The organism is Streptomyces sp. NPDC026062, assembly GCF_055568375.1.
In genome coordinates, this window is record NZ_JBVHOQ010000066.1 from 19,239 (window position 1) to 33,794 (window position 14,556).

At 70.6% G+C, this 14,556-nt stretch carries 12 protein-coding genes and 1 pseudogene; 11 read left to right on the forward strand and 2 right to left on the reverse strand.

Annotation, left to right across the window (positions count from 1 at the left end):
- Positions 1–56 precede the first annotated feature (56 nt).
- From ACZ4LX_RS35660 to ACZ4LX_RS35695, 8 genes and pseudogenes are all read left to right on the forward strand, one after another.
- A complete protein-coding gene (locus ACZ4LX_RS35660) occupies positions 57–251 on the forward strand; it encodes a hypothetical protein (RefSeq protein ID WP_467651125.1) in 195 nt (64 codons plus the stop codon).
- A gap of 83 nt (positions 252–334) precedes the next feature.
- Entirely contained in the window at positions 335–1,252 is a 918-nt protein-coding gene (gene mshB / locus ACZ4LX_RS35665; protein ID WP_467651124.1) for an N-acetyl-1-D-myo-inositol-2-amino-2-deoxy-alpha-D-glucopyranoside deacetylase, read from the forward strand.
- Positions 1,249–1,713, forward strand: a complete 465-nt coding sequence (locus ACZ4LX_RS35670; RefSeq protein ID WP_467651123.1) for a DUF6113 family protein — start codon at positions 1,249–1,251, stop codon at positions 1,711–1,713. The genes mshB and ACZ4LX_RS35670 overlap by 4 nt, the downstream gene beginning before the upstream one ends.
- Positions 1,714–2,059: 346 nt before the next feature.
- Positions 2,060–4,282, forward strand: a complete 2,223-nt coding sequence (locus tag ACZ4LX_RS35675; RefSeq protein WP_467651122.1) for a peptidoglycan binding domain-containing protein — start codon at positions 2,060–2,062, stop codon at positions 4,280–4,282.
- A gap of 298 nt (positions 4,283–4,580) precedes the next feature.
- Positions 4,581–5,516: an ABC transporter ATP-binding protein gene (locus tag ACZ4LX_RS35680; RefSeq protein ID WP_467651121.1), complete on the forward strand. Its 936-nt coding sequence runs from the start codon at positions 4,581–4,583 to the stop codon at positions 5,514–5,516.
- Positions 5,513–6,253 (forward strand): ABC transporter permease, encoded by a 741-nt coding sequence (locus ACZ4LX_RS35685; RefSeq protein ID WP_467651120.1) that lies wholly within the window; start codon positions 5,513–5,515, stop codon positions 6,251–6,253. The genes ACZ4LX_RS35680 and ACZ4LX_RS35685 overlap by 4 nt, the downstream gene beginning before the upstream one ends.
- Positions 6,250–7,416: pseudogene (locus ACZ4LX_RS35690) on the forward strand (sensor histidine kinase); the annotation flags it as partial. The gene ACZ4LX_RS35685 and the pseudogene ACZ4LX_RS35690, both read left to right, overlap by 4 nt.
- 383 nt (positions 7,417–7,799) lie before the next feature.
- Positions 7,800–8,405 (forward strand): response regulator, encoded by a 606-nt coding sequence (locus tag ACZ4LX_RS35695; RefSeq protein WP_467651141.1) that lies wholly within the window; start codon positions 7,800–7,802, stop codon positions 8,403–8,405.
- Positions 8,406–8,580: 175 nt separating this feature from the next.
- Here ACZ4LX_RS35695 and ACZ4LX_RS35700 read toward each other — a convergent pair whose 3' ends face one another.
- Both ACZ4LX_RS35700 and ACZ4LX_RS35705 read right to left on the reverse strand, forming a co-directional pair.
- Positions 8,581–9,294 (reverse strand): response regulator transcription factor, encoded by a 714-nt coding sequence (locus ACZ4LX_RS35700; protein WP_467651119.1) that lies wholly within the window; start codon positions 9,292–9,294, stop codon positions 8,581–8,583.
- Positions 9,291–10,700, reverse strand: coding sequence for a sensor histidine kinase (locus tag ACZ4LX_RS35705; RefSeq protein WP_467651118.1), 1,410 nt, complete (start codon positions 10,698–10,700; stop codon positions 9,291–9,293). The genes ACZ4LX_RS35700 and ACZ4LX_RS35705 overlap by 4 nt, the downstream gene beginning before the upstream one ends.
- Before the next feature lie 134 nt (positions 10,701–10,834).
- Here ACZ4LX_RS35705 and ACZ4LX_RS35710 point away from each other — a divergent pair, with 134 nt between their 5' ends.
- The 3 genes from ACZ4LX_RS35710 (at position 10,835) to ACZ4LX_RS35720 (ending at position 14,339) form a co-directional block, all read left to right on the forward strand.
- The gene (locus ACZ4LX_RS35710) at positions 10,835–11,743 is read left to right on the forward strand and encodes an ABC transporter ATP-binding protein (protein WP_467651117.1); all 909 of its coding nucleotides are present in this window, start codon (positions 10,835–10,837) and stop codon (positions 11,741–11,743) included.
- Positions 11,740–12,597 carry an ABC transporter permease gene (locus ACZ4LX_RS35715; protein ID WP_467651116.1) on the forward strand — a complete coding sequence of 286 codons (858 nt, stop codon included), beginning with the start codon at positions 11,740–11,742 and terminating at the stop codon, positions 12,595–12,597. Before ACZ4LX_RS35710 ends, ACZ4LX_RS35715 begins: the two co-directional genes overlap by 4 nt.
- Before the next feature lie 365 nt (positions 12,598–12,962).
- Positions 12,963–14,339 (forward strand): alpha-amylase, encoded by a 1,377-nt coding sequence (locus ACZ4LX_RS35720; protein ID WP_467651115.1) that lies wholly within the window; start codon positions 12,963–12,965, stop codon positions 14,337–14,339.
- The last annotated feature ends 217 nt before the right edge of the window (positions 14,340–14,556 follow it).

The following is a 14,556-nucleotide window of genomic DNA, read 5'->3' on the forward strand; positions in this document are numbered from 1 at the left end:
CTGCTGGCTCCATGCGTGCTGCCTGTCCCCGACCGTACAGATGGAGGTGAACCGCTGTGGTGCTATCGATTTCGGCGGTGGTGCTGCTGGCGATCGTCGTCTTCCTGCTGATCCGGAAATCCGGATTGAAGGGTGGGCACGCGGTCGTCTGCATGCTGCTCGGCTTCTACCTCGCCAGTTCGTCCATCGCGCCCACCATCTCCGAGCTGACCACGAATGTGGCCGGCATGATCGGGGGCATGAAGTTCTGACTCCGGCAGCCGCCCGAGACCCCGCGGTGCCCGGAGTGCGGCCTCGGTCGGCCCCGGGGGCCGTCGGCTCGTAGGGTGGTCCCATGACGGATCTCCACGCCCGGCGTCTGCTCCTGGTGCACGCGCACCCCGACGACGAGTCGATCAACAATGGCGCCACGATGGCCAGGTACGCCGCCGACGGCGCCCTCGTCACGCTGGTGACCTGCACGCTCGGCGAGGAGGGCGAGATCATCCCGCCCGGACTCGCGCATCTCGCCGCGGACCGGGACGACGCTCTTGGCCCCTACCGCCGCGGCGAACTCGCGGCGGCGATGAAGGAACTGGGGGTCACCGACCACCGCCTCCTCGGGGGCGCGGGCAGGTACCGCGACTCCGGGATGATGGGCACCGAGCAGAACCGGCGCCCCGGCGCCTTCTGGTCCGCCGACCTCGACGAGGCCGCCGGGTACCTCGTGGAGGTGATCCGCGAGGTGCGCCCCCAGGTTTTGGTGACGTACGACCCCGACGGGGGCTACGGGCACCCCGACCACATCCAGGCGCACCGGGTCGCGACGCGCGCCGCCGAACTGGCCGCCGACCCCGCGTACCGCCCCGGCTCGGGCCCCCCGCACACCATCGCCAAGACCTACTGGAACCGGGTTCCGCGCTCGGTCGTCGAGGACGGCTTCGCCCGGCTGCGGGCCACCGCCCCGGACGCGTTCCCGGGCATCGCCGCGATCGACGACGTGCCGGGTGTGGTGGACGATGCCCTGGTCACCACCGAGATCGACGGCACCGGACACGTCGAAGCGAAAGCCGCGGCGATGCGGGCGCACGCCACCCAGATCGCGCTCGACGGCCCGTTCTTCGCCCTGTCGAACGACTTGGGCCAGCCCGTCCTCACCACCGAGTACTACGAGTTGGTGCAGGGCACCTCCGCCGCCCAGGGCGCCCCGGGCGGCGCCGGGGACGGTCGCGAACGCGATCTCTTCGCGGGCGTGCCGGAGGCGGACCAGTGAGCAGCAGCAGGTCGCGTGCCGCACGGGCGGGCGCCGCACCACGGACGGACGGACCCGCACGGGACGTTCCGGCCACCGGCCTGGCCGCGCCCCTCAACCCTCGCCGGATCGCCGCCCTGGTGGGCCTCGCGGTCCTCGGCGCGCTCGTCGGTATCGCCGGAACCCTGGTCCAATCGGCCTGGGTCCCCGGTGGATTGCTGCTGGCGCTGCTCGCGTCCGCCGGTCTCTTCTACGGCGGACGCGTTCTCATGGGCACGCAGCCGGGGGCCCTCGCGCCCGCCGCGGGATGGCTGATTTCGGTCATTGTTCTGCTGGGTGGAAGACCCGAAGGGGACTACGTCTTCGGGAACGAACTCGGCCTCGCCCTCTTCATGCTGGGCGGCATGGCCATCGCTGTGATCTGTGCCACCATGTCGCGGCTGCCTCAACTGGGCGCCGACAGCGGCCGACCTGGCAAGTAATGTGCCACGTCCGATCCCGTAATGCCCCCTGTCCGCCCGGGGGGCGCGCAGTCGTTTCCCCCGGTCGCGGGGTGTCTGTCGGCCGCGGCCAGTATGGTGGTCCGCGCGCCTAGTCGGGTGCTGAAGATCTTGACCGGGCTCGCGAGGCCTGGCACGTACAACTGCGGCGTTACCCAAACGCCCCAATAGCTTCGCCACGAGGGCCCTCCGGCTCCTCGTGGCCGCACGCACCAGGCGCCGCTCCCTCATCCGGTATCCGGCCAAGATCTTCAGTACCTTCTAAGCCGTCCCCCGGCCTGCGGGATGGGGGAAGTACGGGCGGCGGAGCCAATCGGGAGAACCTGCTTTGAGTCGTGAAACTGACAGTTCGTCCTCCGGTCCCCAGGGGCGCGGGGGAGCCGCGTACCCCTCGGGTACGCCGCCGTACGGATCCCGCCAGTATCCGTCGCTGCACCCTTCGCAGGATGGTCCGGAGGAGACCCCGGAGGCCACGGATCCGCCTCAGCCCGACGAGCCGAGGACCGAGACGACGCTGACGACGCGTATCCGGATCAACATTCCGGGGTCGCGCCCCATCCCGCCGGTTGTCATGCGTACGCCCATGAGCGATGCCGACGGTGCCGGTGGCGAGCGCACCGGTTCCATCCCGCGACCGGGCGCCTCCGCGTCCGGCGGCGGGCAGGCGGCGCCGGACGCGCCGGGCCCCGAGCCCCGGGAGCCCGGGGCGGAGCCCGCTGCCGAGAAGCCGGCCAGGGAGAAGAGCGGCAGCGACTGGTTCGCGCCGCGCAAGGCCCCGGCCGCAACCCAGGCAAGCGCTTCGTCCGGCACCCCGGCGAGCGACGGCACGGACGGAGCCGGCTTCCCGGCCGGCGGTGCGGGTGGTCCGGGTGATACGGACGGTGCCGGTTTCGCGGTCGGCGGCCCCGGCAGCCGGCCGGACGGCCCCGGTTCCGGCCCGTCGTTCCCGCCCCCGGGCGGCCCGCGTGCCGATCTGCCCTACTTCTCCGACGGGCCGCAGCGCGCCGGAGACCCGAGTGCGACCGGTTCCGACGGCTTCGGCGGCTTCGACCTGGCCCGTTTCGACGGCGACGGAGACGGCGGCGGTGACCGTGACGGCGACGGGCCCGGCCCGGACGGCTTCGGCGGCGACGGTCCCGGCGGGTCCCGCTCGACGCCGAACCTCGGCATCCGTACGCCCGGACCGGCCGGCCCCACCACCGGACCGGCCACCGGCACCTCGGCCCTCACCCCGGACCTCGACGCCCGCTCGCCCTTCGGCCCGGGTCCGGCGGGACCGGGTGGTCCGCAGGGACCGGGTGGCTCCGGCGGCGTACCGCCTCGGATGTCGGACGACACCGCCGTGCTCACCCCGCAGTTCCCGGCGGGCCCGGCCGGCTCCAGCGGCAACGTCTCGGGTGACACGCTGAACAGCGGAATCCCCGTGGTGCCCTCGGACCACCGTGTCTCAGGGTCTCCGTCGCCGTTCCCGGGCCCCGGCTCCGCCCAGGGGAAGCCGGGCGGACCGATGGGACCCGGACCGGCCGGGCCCGACGGCTTCGCCGAGCGGGCACCCGAGCCCGCCGCCCGTACCGCCCCCGCGACGCCGAGCGCCCCGGCGAAGAAGGGCCGCTCCAAGCTGGTCATGCTCGGTGTGGCCGCCGTCTGCCTGCTCGGGGTCGCGTACGGCGCCGGGTTGCTGATGAACCACTCCGACGTACCCAAGGGCACCACCGTGCTCGGCGTCGACATCGGCGGCGGGACCAGGGACGACGCCGTCGAGAAGCTGGACGCCGCGCTCGGTGAACGGTCCAGGACCCCGCTCCGGCTGACCGTGGACGGCAAGGAGACGAAGCTCGCGCCCGACAAGGCCGGACTCTCGCTGGACAGCCAGGCGACCGTCCGTGCCGCGGCGGGCAGCGACTACAACCCCGTCTCCGTCATCGGCTCCCTCTTCGGCGGCGAGCGCGCCGTCGACCCGGTGATCCCGGTCGACGAGGAGAAGCTCGGCGTCGCGCTGAAGGACCTGGCCGGCGCCTCGGGCTCGGCCGCCGACGGCACGATCAAGTTCGTTCCGGGCAAGGCCGTGGCCGTGCCGGGCAAGACGGGCAAGGCGCTCGACGTCAACCAGTCCATGGGATCGGTACGCGACGCCTACCGCGCCCAGGTCGAGACGGGCAGCGCGAAGATCGTCCAGCTGCCCGTCACCACCAGCGAACCCACCATCAGCCAGGCCGAACTCGACCGGGCGATGAAGGAGTTCGCGGAGCCCGCGATGTCCGGTCTGATCGTCATCAAGGCCGGTTCGAAGCAGATCCCGTTCGGTCCGGCCAAGTCGCTGCCGAAGATCCTCTCGATGGTCGCGGTCGACGGCAAGCTCGTCGACCACTACGACAAGAAGGCCATCGAAGAGCTCTGCGGAGGCGTCTTCGACGGGATCATGGTCACCAAGGGCGACGGTACGAAGCACCAGGTCGGCCCGGACGACGTGGCCTTCGCCATGAAGGGCGCGCTGGTCGGCAAGACCGTGGCCGAGCGGACCGTCACGATCGACCTCGGCGGGAACGGCTGACCGCCCTCCCCGTACCCGCTGCGCCGCACTCCCCGCGCCGCACTCTCCCCGCACCGCTCACCACTGCCCCCGGCCGGACCTCCGGCCGGGGGCAGTGGTGAGCCGCTGTGAGCCGGCCGCCGTGAGCCGGCCGCCGTGAGTCCGCCGTGAGCGTGCCGTGAACCCGTCGTGAGTCCGTCGTGAGGGTGCCGTGAGTCCGCCGGGCCTTGCCGTCATGCGTACGGCATGACATCTGTCATCCCGTATCCACGACCCGTGACCCTGCCGGGTGCACTCCCTGCTGAGCCAGGCTGGACGCATGACAACGACAGCCTCCGAAGTCACCGCGGCGAAGACCGCCGTGGTCAGCTTCGACCAGGTCAGCAAGGCCTACGGAGACGTACGCGCCGTCGACGGGCTCACCCTCGACCTGCACCCCGGCGAGACCGTGGCGCTCCTGGGCCCCAACGGCGCCGGCAAATCCTCCACCCTCGACCTCCTCCTCGGCCTGCGCACCGCCGACTCCGGGACGGTCCGCCTCTTCGGCACGACCCCGCAGGCGGCCGTCGCCGCCGGGCGCGTCGGCGCGATGCTGCAGTCCGGTGGCCTGATGGAGGACGTCACCGTCGGCGAACTGGTGGGGCTCGTCCGTGATCTGCACCCCAGGCCTTACCCGCTCCACGAGGTGCTGGAGCGGGCCGGCCTCGCACCGATCGCCGGCCGTATGGTCAACAAGCTCTCCGGCGGCCAGGAACAGCGCGTACGGTTCGCGCTCGCCACCGCCGGGGCCAACGACCTCATCGTGCTCGACGAGCCGACCACCGGGATGGACGTCACCGCCCGCCAGGCCTTCTGGGCCACGATGCGCGAACAGGCCGGTCAGGGCCGTACCGTCCTGTTCGCCACCCATTACCTCGAAGAGGCCGACGCGATCGCCGACCGCGTCCTGGTGCTGCACAAGGGCCGGATCCTCGCCGACGGAACCGCCGCCGAGATCAAGGCGAAGGCCGGCGCACGCAGGATCTCCTTCGCGCTGGAGGGTGCGATCGACGAAGAGGCCCTGCGCGCCCTGCCGTTCCTCTCCACCCTCGACATCACCGGCCACCGTGTCCGGATCCAGTCGCACAACGCCGACGCGACCGTGCACGCCGTCTACGGCCTCGGCCTCTACCCGCGCGAGCTCGAAGTCGCGGGACTCGGCCTGGAGCAGGCCTTCGTCGCCATCACCGAGGCCGAGGAGGCCAGGACCCGATGAACACCCTCATCAAGCTCGAAGTGACCCGCACGCTGCGGAACAAGAAGTTCATGTTCTTCTCGGTCATCTACCCGTCGGTGATCTACCTGCTGATCTCCGGAACCCAGAACACCACCGACAAGGTGCCGCACACCGATCTGACCCTGCAGTCCTTCTTCATGGTCTCCATGGCCTCCTTCGGCGCGCTGACGGCCGTCCTGATGGGCAACAGCGAACGCATCGCCAAGGAGCGCGAGAAGGGCTGGGTCCGCCAGCTGAGGCTGACCGCGCTGCCCAGCCGCGGCTACGTCCTGGCGAAGATCGCCAGCGCCGCCATGGTGACGCTGCCCTGCATCGTGGTGGTCTTCGTCGTCGCGGCCTCGGCCAAGCACGTACGGTTCGACCTCTGGCAGTGGTTCGCCCTCACCGGCGTCATCTGGGCCGGCTCGCTGGTCTTCGCCGCGCTCGGGGTGGCCATCGGCTACCTCGCCAGCGGAGACGCGGTCCGCCCGATCACCATGATCATCTACTTTGCGCTCTCGATCCTCGGCGGTCTGTGGATGCCGAGCGCGACCTTCCCCCGGTGGATCCAGAACATCTCCGAGTGGCTGCCCACGCACGCGTACGCTGCACTCGGCCAGGCCGTCGAGCTGGGGGGCGCGCCGCATGCCAAGGACGTCGCCATCCTCTTCGCCTACTTCCTGCTCTTCGCGGGCGGCGCCGCCTGGCTCTACCGGAAGGACACCCTGAAGGCGTGAACGAGGACGAGGACGAGACGCAGGTGGGCATCGGGCGCCCGCCCACGAGTGCCAAGCAGACCCGCGTCAAGCTTCTGTGGATCGGTGTCTGGCTCGCTTTCATGAGCGCGCCGGTCAAGGACCTCGCCGACGGCAACCACACTCCGTGGGCGACCGCGCTCGGCGTCCTCGGACTCCTGGTCTTCGTCGGCGCCTACCTGGTGCTGGTGTTCCGCCACACCTCGAAGCCGCTCGACCCGTTCCGGGTCCGCGCCGCCCTCGCCTTCCTCGGTGGGCTCGCCGTCCTGCTCTCCCTGACGTTCGGCACGCCCTGGCTGGTCCTGTTCGTGTACGTCTCCGTCTCCGTCGGCGCCACGCTGCCGATGCGGACCGCCCGTTGGCTGATCCCCGCCGTCACCGCCGTACTGGTGGTCATCGGCCTGACCGGTGCCCACCCGCGCGAGATCACCACGGCCCTGGTCTTCCCGGCGCTCCTCGGCGGCTTCGCGATGTCCGGTGTCCGGCAGATGATCCGCACCACCATCCAGCTCAGGGAGGCCCGCGCCACCGTCGCCCAGCTCGCCGCCAACGAGGAACGGCTGCGCCTCGCCCGCGACCTGCATGATCTGCTCGGCCACTCCCTCTCCCTGATCACCCTCAAGAGCGAACTGGCCGGGCGGATGCTCCCCGGCAATCCCGAACAGGCGGCCGCGCAGGTCGCCGACATCGAACAGGTCAGCCGCCAGGCCCTCGTGGACGTACGCAGCGCGGTCACCGGCTACCGCAGGCCGACCCTCCCCGGCGAACTGGCCGGGGCCAGGACCGCCCTCGCCGCCGCCGGAATCGCGGCCGAGATCCCGGCCGGGGCCGCCGACGACCTCCCCGACGACCTCTCGGAGCAGGCGGAGGAGGTGCTTGCCTGGGCGCTGCGCGAGGCTGTCACCAACGTCGTACGCCACAGTGGCGCTGACCGCTGCACGGTCACACTCGTCCCCCGTCAGACCCTCGACGGGCCTGTACTCCAGCTCACCGTCGCCGACGACGGCCGGGGCGCCGCCGGTACGAGGCGGGGCAACGGCCTCACCGGCATGGCCGAGCGGCTTGCCTCGGCCGACGGGACGCTTGTCACGCGGGCCACCAACTCCCGCTCGGGCAAGGGCTTCACCGTGGTCCTCAGTGTTCCGCTCGCAGTTCTCAGTGTTCCGCTCGAATCCGGGCGGGGGGCTGGGCGGGGGTGTGGGACGGGGGCCGGGGCCGGCTCGGAGGCCGGTCCGGGGTCTACTCCGGGGCTTGGCTCGGGGGCTGGCCCGGGGTCTACTCCTGGGTTTGGCTCGGGGTCCGGCCCGGGGTCTACTCCTGGGTTTGGCTCGGGGGCCGGCTCGGGGTCTACTCCGGGGCTTCGCTCGGGGTCCGGCTCGGGGTCCGGCTCGGGGTCTACTCCGGGGCTTCGCTCGGGGTCCGGCTCGGGGTCCGGCTCGGGGTCTGGCCCGGCGTCCGGTTCAGGGACCGGCGCAGGGCCCGGCCCGCGACCCGACCCAGGATCCGGCCTAGGATTCCGCGCGTGAGCATGATCAGACTCCTCCTCGCCGAGGACCAGTCCATGGTGCGCGAGGCCCTTGCGGCGCTCCTCGGTCTGGAACCGGACATCGAGGTGGTCGCCCAGGTCGCCCGCGGCGACGAGGTGCTGGCCGCAGCCAGGGAACACGGCGTCGACGTGGCCCTTCTCGACATCGAGATGCCGGGCATGACGGGCATCGAGGCCACGGCCGAACTGCGCCGCGCTCTGCCGGACGTCAAGGTCGTCGTCGTCACCACCTTCGGCCGCCCCGGATACCTGCGCCGTGCGATGGAGTCGGGTGCCGACGCCTTCCTGGTGAAGGACGCGCCGGCATCCCAGCTCGCCGAAGCCGTACGCAAGGTGCTTGCCGGGGAACGCGTCATCGACCCCACCCTCGCTGCCGCCGCCCTCGCCGACGGGGCCAGTCCGCTGACCGAGCGCGAACGCGATGTGCTGCGCACAGCCTCGGACGGTTCGACCAACGCGGAGATCGCCGCGGCCCTGCACCTGTCCCAGGGCACGGTCCGCAACTACCTTTCCATGGCGATCCAGAAGATGGCGGCGCGGAACCGGGCGGAGGCGGTCCAGCTGGCGCGGGAGAAGGGCTGGCTGTAGCCCCCCTCGGCCCGTAGCCTTCCTCGGCCTGTAGCTCTCCTCGGCCCGTAGCCTTCCTCGGCCTGTTGCCCAACTCGGCCTGTAGCCCACTCGGCCTGTAGCCCCTCGGCTATGGCGCTTCTCGCCGGGTGGCCGACACCAGATCTCCCTACCGGGCCGCCGACGCCAACTCTCCTCACTGGCCGGCCGATACCAGCCCCGCTTCGTACGCGATGATGACGAGCTGAACTCGATCCCTCGCGCCGAGCTTGGCGAGCAGCCGAGTCAGATATGTCTTGGCCGTGGCGACGCTGATGACGAGCCGTTCGGCGATCTCCGCGTTGGAAAGACCGCTGCCGACCAGCATCAGTACCTCCCGCTCCCGGCCGGTGATCGCGGTGAGCGGGAGTGGGGGCGGAGGCGGGGGCGGGGGTGGGAGTTGCGGGGAGGGGGAGGCTGGGCGGACCGCGAATTCCTTGATCAGCCGCCGGGTGACGCTCGGTGCGATCAGCGCGTCCCCGGCCGCCACCACCCGGACCGCCGCCAGGATGTCGTCCAGCGCCATGTCCTTGACCAGGAATCCGGCCGCACCGGCGCGCAGGGCGCCGTACACGTATTCGTCGTCGTCGAACGTGGTCAGGACCAGCACATGGGAGGCGACCGAGCTCGCGGCGATCCGCTCAGTGGCCTCGATACCGTTCAGCCCCGGCATCCGGATGTCCATCACGACGACATCGGGTGCCAGTTCGGCGGTGAGCCGGACCGCCTCGTCGCCGGTCCCTGCCTCGCCGACGACGTCGATGTCGGTGGTGTCGGCCATGACCATGCGCAGTGCGGTGCGCACGAGCGGCTGGTCGTCGGAGAGCAGGACGCGGATCGGGTCTGCGGGGGCGGCCGCTACGTCGCTCATGCCGCTTCCTTCGGTGCTGGTGCTGGTGCTGGTGCTGGTGCCTTTGCCGTTGTTCTCGCTGTTGGTATCGCGGGTGCGGGTGCGGGTGCGGGTGCGGGTGCGGGTGCGGGTGCCGGTGCGTGGGCGAGTGCGGCTGTGGCCGCGGTTGGGGGCGCAGCCGTGGGTGCGCCCGTGGGCGCGCTCGTGACTGTTGTTGCCGGAGCCGCAGCGGGCACGGGCAGCCGGGCCGTCACCCGGAAGCCACCTTTCGGGTGTGGGGCGGCGGCGAATTCGCCGTGCAGCAGTGCGACCCGCTCCCGCATACCGACGAGACCGAACCCGGCGTGCGTGGACCGGTCGGCGCCCCGACCGCGGTCCGTGACCTCGACGGTGAGGTCTTCGGCACCGTACGCGACGGTCACCCGGCAGGAATCGGTTGCTGCATGACGGACCACATTGGTCACCGACTCCTGGATGATGCGGAACGCCGACAGCTCGATGTCCGGCGGTAACGGCCGCTGCTCGCCGCACCACCGCACATCGACCCGGACCCCGGCGGCGGTCGTGGCCGCGGCCAGCCGGTCGACGTCAGCCAGGCGCTCCGTAGGCCGCAGCACCGTATCCCCCTCCGCCCCTCCGGGGACGGTATCTGCCTGACGCAGCGCGCCGAGCATCCTGCGCAGCCCCGACAACGTCTCCCGTCCCGCGGTCTCCACCGCGCTCATCGCCTCGCGCGCGGCGTCGGGCTGAGTGTGCACGACCCGGGCCGCCGCACCCGCCTGCAGGGCGATGATGCCGACGCTGTGCGCGACCATGTCATGCATCTCGCGGGCGATCCGCAACCGCTCATCCATCACGGCCTGTTCAGCGGCGCGCGCGGCCAGGCTCTCGCTGTGCCGACGGGTCTCGTACGCCGAGCCTCCCACCAGCCAGGCGACGATCGCGGTCAGGGCGACGACCAGCTCCGCCGACATACCGACGCTCCACTCGGCCAGTAGCCGGACGGACAGGAAGGCGGCCAGGACGACGAGCGCCATCAGGAGGGCGGCGAAACCGGTCCGGCGCGACCGGTTGGCCGTGATGAAGTACAGCGCTGCGTCGGCGGCCAGGAACTGGGCGAGCGGGATCTCTCCCACGCTCAGCGAGAACGTGGCGAGCGTGGCAGCGCCCAGCACCAGCGCCAGGCCTTTCAACGGACGTCGCTCCAACACCAGGCAGCCGGCTGCCGCCAGTGCCGTGGCGAGCAGTTGGGTCAGCAGACCGTCCCACCGATAGAGCAGCATCCCGGGCCGGACGGACGGCTCGGTCTCACCGGGCAGCCGCACTCGTACGAGGAAGGTGAGCAGCACGCCCGCGTACCAGGCCATGCCCACCCACCAACCCGGCGGAACACGCTTGAGCATGGGGTTCGAGGGCGAGGGGGACATGCGCCGATCGTAGCCACCGGCCGCCCGGTCCGGCATCGGACCACGGTTGTACAACCGTGGTCGACACCCGCACCGGACAGGTGTCACCGCTGGTCCGACGACGCAGGAGGGTCGCGGACAGCACAGTGGATCTCGTGATCGAAGTCAACGGACTGACCAAGAAATACGGCACGGCCACCGCCGTCAACGACCTCACCTTCACCGTACGTCCGGGCGAGGTCACCGGATTCCTCGGGCCCAACGGGGCCGGAAAGACCACCACCCTGCGCATGCTGCTGGGCCTGGTCGAGCCCACCGCCGGAACGGCCACTCTCCAGGGCCGGCCGTTCCGCGACCATCCGCGTGGACTGCGGTACGCAGGCGCCCTGCTGGACGCCGGCGACGTCCACGGCGGGCGTACCGCCCGCGCTCACCTCGCGATGCTGGCCCGTAGCAACGGCATCCCGCGTGGCCGGGTCGACGAACTGCTCCGGGAGGTTGGCCTTGCCGGGGCGGCCGGCCGCCGGATCGGTGGCTTCTCGCTAGGGATGCGCCAGCGACTCGGCATAGCCACCGCACTGCTCGGCGACCCGCCCGTCCTGCTCTTCGACGAACCGCTCAACGGCCTCGACCCGGAGGGGGTGCTGTGGGTGCGGGGACTCTTCCGGAAGCTCGCCGCCGAAGGCCGCACCGTGTTCGTCTCCAGCCACCTGATGACCGAGATGGAGAACACCGCCGACCGGCTCGTCGTCATCGGCCGCGGCAGGCTCATCGCCGCTGAGAGCCTGACCGCGTTCGCAGCCCGCGGGACGAGGACGGGGGTGACCGTGCGTACCCCCGACGCTGCCGCGCTCGCCCCGCTCCTCACCGCCGAGGGAGCCTCAGTGGTCCCGGACGGGGACCGGCTCGCGATATCCGGTCTGCCCGCCGCCCGGATCGGCGAGCTCGCCTTCCACCACCGCGTCCTTTTGCACGAACTCAGCACCCAATCCTCCTCGTTGGAGAAGGCGTTCATGGAACTCACCGCGGACAGCGTCGAATACCTCGCAGGAGAACCCCGATGACCACGGCACCGGCCACGACCGCACCACCCGCCCGCATGACAGATGACGAACCACGCGCCCGCTTCCGTGACCTGCTCGCCGCCGAGTGGCTCAAGACGTGGTCACTGCGCTCCACCCCCTGGCTGTACTTGATCACCGCGCTGGCCGTCATCGCCTTCAACGCCGGTACGGCCTATGACCACTACAAGTACTGGTACCAGTACGACGAACACGGCGGCGAGTCCTTCATCGCCAACGACTCGCCCCTGATGGACGCCTTCACCGGGAACGGGGCCATGGTGCTGGTTCTGGCCGTCGCCGCGATCGGTGCCGTATCGGTCACCGGCGAGCACGGTACGGGCCTGATACGCACCACCTTCACGGCCGTCCCGGCCCGCCGCTCACTGATGGCCGCCAAGGCACTCGTTCTCGCTGCGGTCACCACCGTCTTCGGCGCACTCGTCGCCGTGGCCTCGTTCGCCTCGACGCAGGCGATCCTGTCGGGCCGCGACGCCTCGGTCTCCCTCTCCCACCCCGGTGCCCTGCGCCTCGTCGTGGCCTCCGCCCTGCTCGCGCCCGTGGCCGCACTCGCGGGCCTGGCGATCGGTGCGGTCATCCGCCACACCGGAGGCTCCATCATCGGATGCGTGGTGGTGCTGCTTCTGCTCCCGATGGTCCTGAGCGATCGCCGCCATCTGACGGCGGTGCTTCAGCACTCCACGCCTTTCAGTGCGTGGGAGCGGTTGTCGGCCTCGGGACCCCGCACGTCCGTTCTCTATCCGTGGACGGCCTCCGGAGCCTGGACGGTATACGCGTTCTGGGCACTTCTGGCGGGAGCGGTCGCCGTGATCCAGGCGCACCACCGGGACCAGTGACTTGTGACCCTGCGACTCGCAGTTCATGACGCAACGCAGGACCTGCAAGGCATGACTGGTGAGGCATCACTCGCAAGGCGCGACTGGTGAGGCAGGACTCGCAGGGCATGACCACGACGCATGATGCGATTCATGACGCTGCATGTCACTCGCTACGTGTCACTCGCGATGCGTCACCGGCGACTCATTCCACAACTCGCCTCTGCCGCAAAGAATTTCAGAAACATGCTGGAAACTCTTGCGACACTCTTGACGTGTTCACCGCCGTGGCGGCAGGCTCCGAAGTCCCCCACGGTGGCCAGGCGCGTGGCGACCCACGACGGGTACGGACCCCACATCCGTGCCCGCGAACGAAGGAGCCGCAATTGAGTTCCCGCGTCGCTCGCGCGACCCTGGCCGGCCTGCTTGTCGCCGCCGGTATCACCGCCCTCGCCCCCTGGAGCTCCCAGGCCACGCCACCGGGCGAGAGGACCGTCACCGCCACCTTGTTCGAGTGGAAGTACGACGCGGTGGCCCAGGCCTGTACGGACTCGCTGGGTCCGGCGGGCTACGGATACGTAGAAGTCTCGCCCGCCTCCGAGCACATCCAGGGTGACCAGTGGTGGACCTCGTACCAGCCGGTCAGCTACAAGATTGCCGGACGCCTCGGTGACCGCGATTCGTTCCGGTCCATGGTGGAGAGCTGCCACTCGGCCGGGGTGAAGGTCGTCGCGGACGCCGTCATCAACCACATGTCGTCCGGCTCGGGCACCGGGACCGGCGGTACCGCCTACACGAAGTACGACTACCCCGGGTACTTCCAGGACCAGGACTTCCACGGCTGCCGAAAGGACATCAGCAACTACGGCGACCGCGACAACGTCCAGACCTGCGAACTGGTCGGCCTGGCCGACCTCGACACCGGCAGCGAAGCCGTCCGCGCGACGATCGCCGCGTACCTCTCCGACCTGCGCGGTCTGGGGGTCGACGGCTTCCGTATCGACGCGGCCAAGCACATGGCAGCCGACGACATCGCCGCGATCAAGGGAAAGATGGCCGACCCGGGTTTCTGGGTCACCGAGGTCATCTACGGTGGTGGCGAGGCGGTCCAGCCCGACGAGTACACGGGTGTGGGAGACGTCGACGAGTTCCGGTACGGCGGCCACCTCAAGAGTGCCTTCCAGGGTGGTTCGCTCACAGGCCTGAAGAACATCGCCGACGGCAAGCTGGCGAGCGCGAATGCCCGCACCTTCGTCGACAACTGGGACACCGAGCGCAACGGTTCCACGCTGACCTACAAGGACGGCGCGGCCTACACCCTGGCCAATGTGTTCATGCTCGCCTCTCCCTACGGCTCCCCGAATGTCTACTCCGGCTACGAGTGGTCGGACAAGGACGCGGGCCCGCCGAACGGTGGCGCGGCCGCGTGCGGCAGCGACGGCTGGACCTGCACCCACGCGCAGAGGGCGATCACAGGCATGGTCGGCTTCCACAACGCCACGGCGGGCACGGAGCTCACCGACTGGTGGGACAACGGCTCGTCGGCGATAGCCTTCGGCCGAGGCGACAAGGGCTTCGTGGCTATCAACAACGGTGACGGCGAGCTCCAGCAGACGTTCACCACGTCACTTCCCGCAGGCACCTACTGCAATGTGGCGCAGGCCGCGCCGGACGCCTGTGACGGCAACACGGTGCAGGTCGGCGACGGTGGCACGGTGACGGCGACCGTCCCGGCGAAGGGCGCGCTGGCGCTGCACAGCTGATCTCCGCAGCCGCCGGCGCACCACGCGGTCCGGGTGCCTCCTTGAGAGGCGCCCGGACCGGCAACCGGTTGGCCGAGGAGGCGGGGCAGGGGCAGCCGCCCCCGCCCCGCTCGGATCCCTACGGGAAGGACACCACGTTCGACGGGACGGTGGTGGTGCCGGATGTGGGGGATCCGGTGTTGTTGATGACGTGTTCGTACTGGCCCTGGCCGCCGAG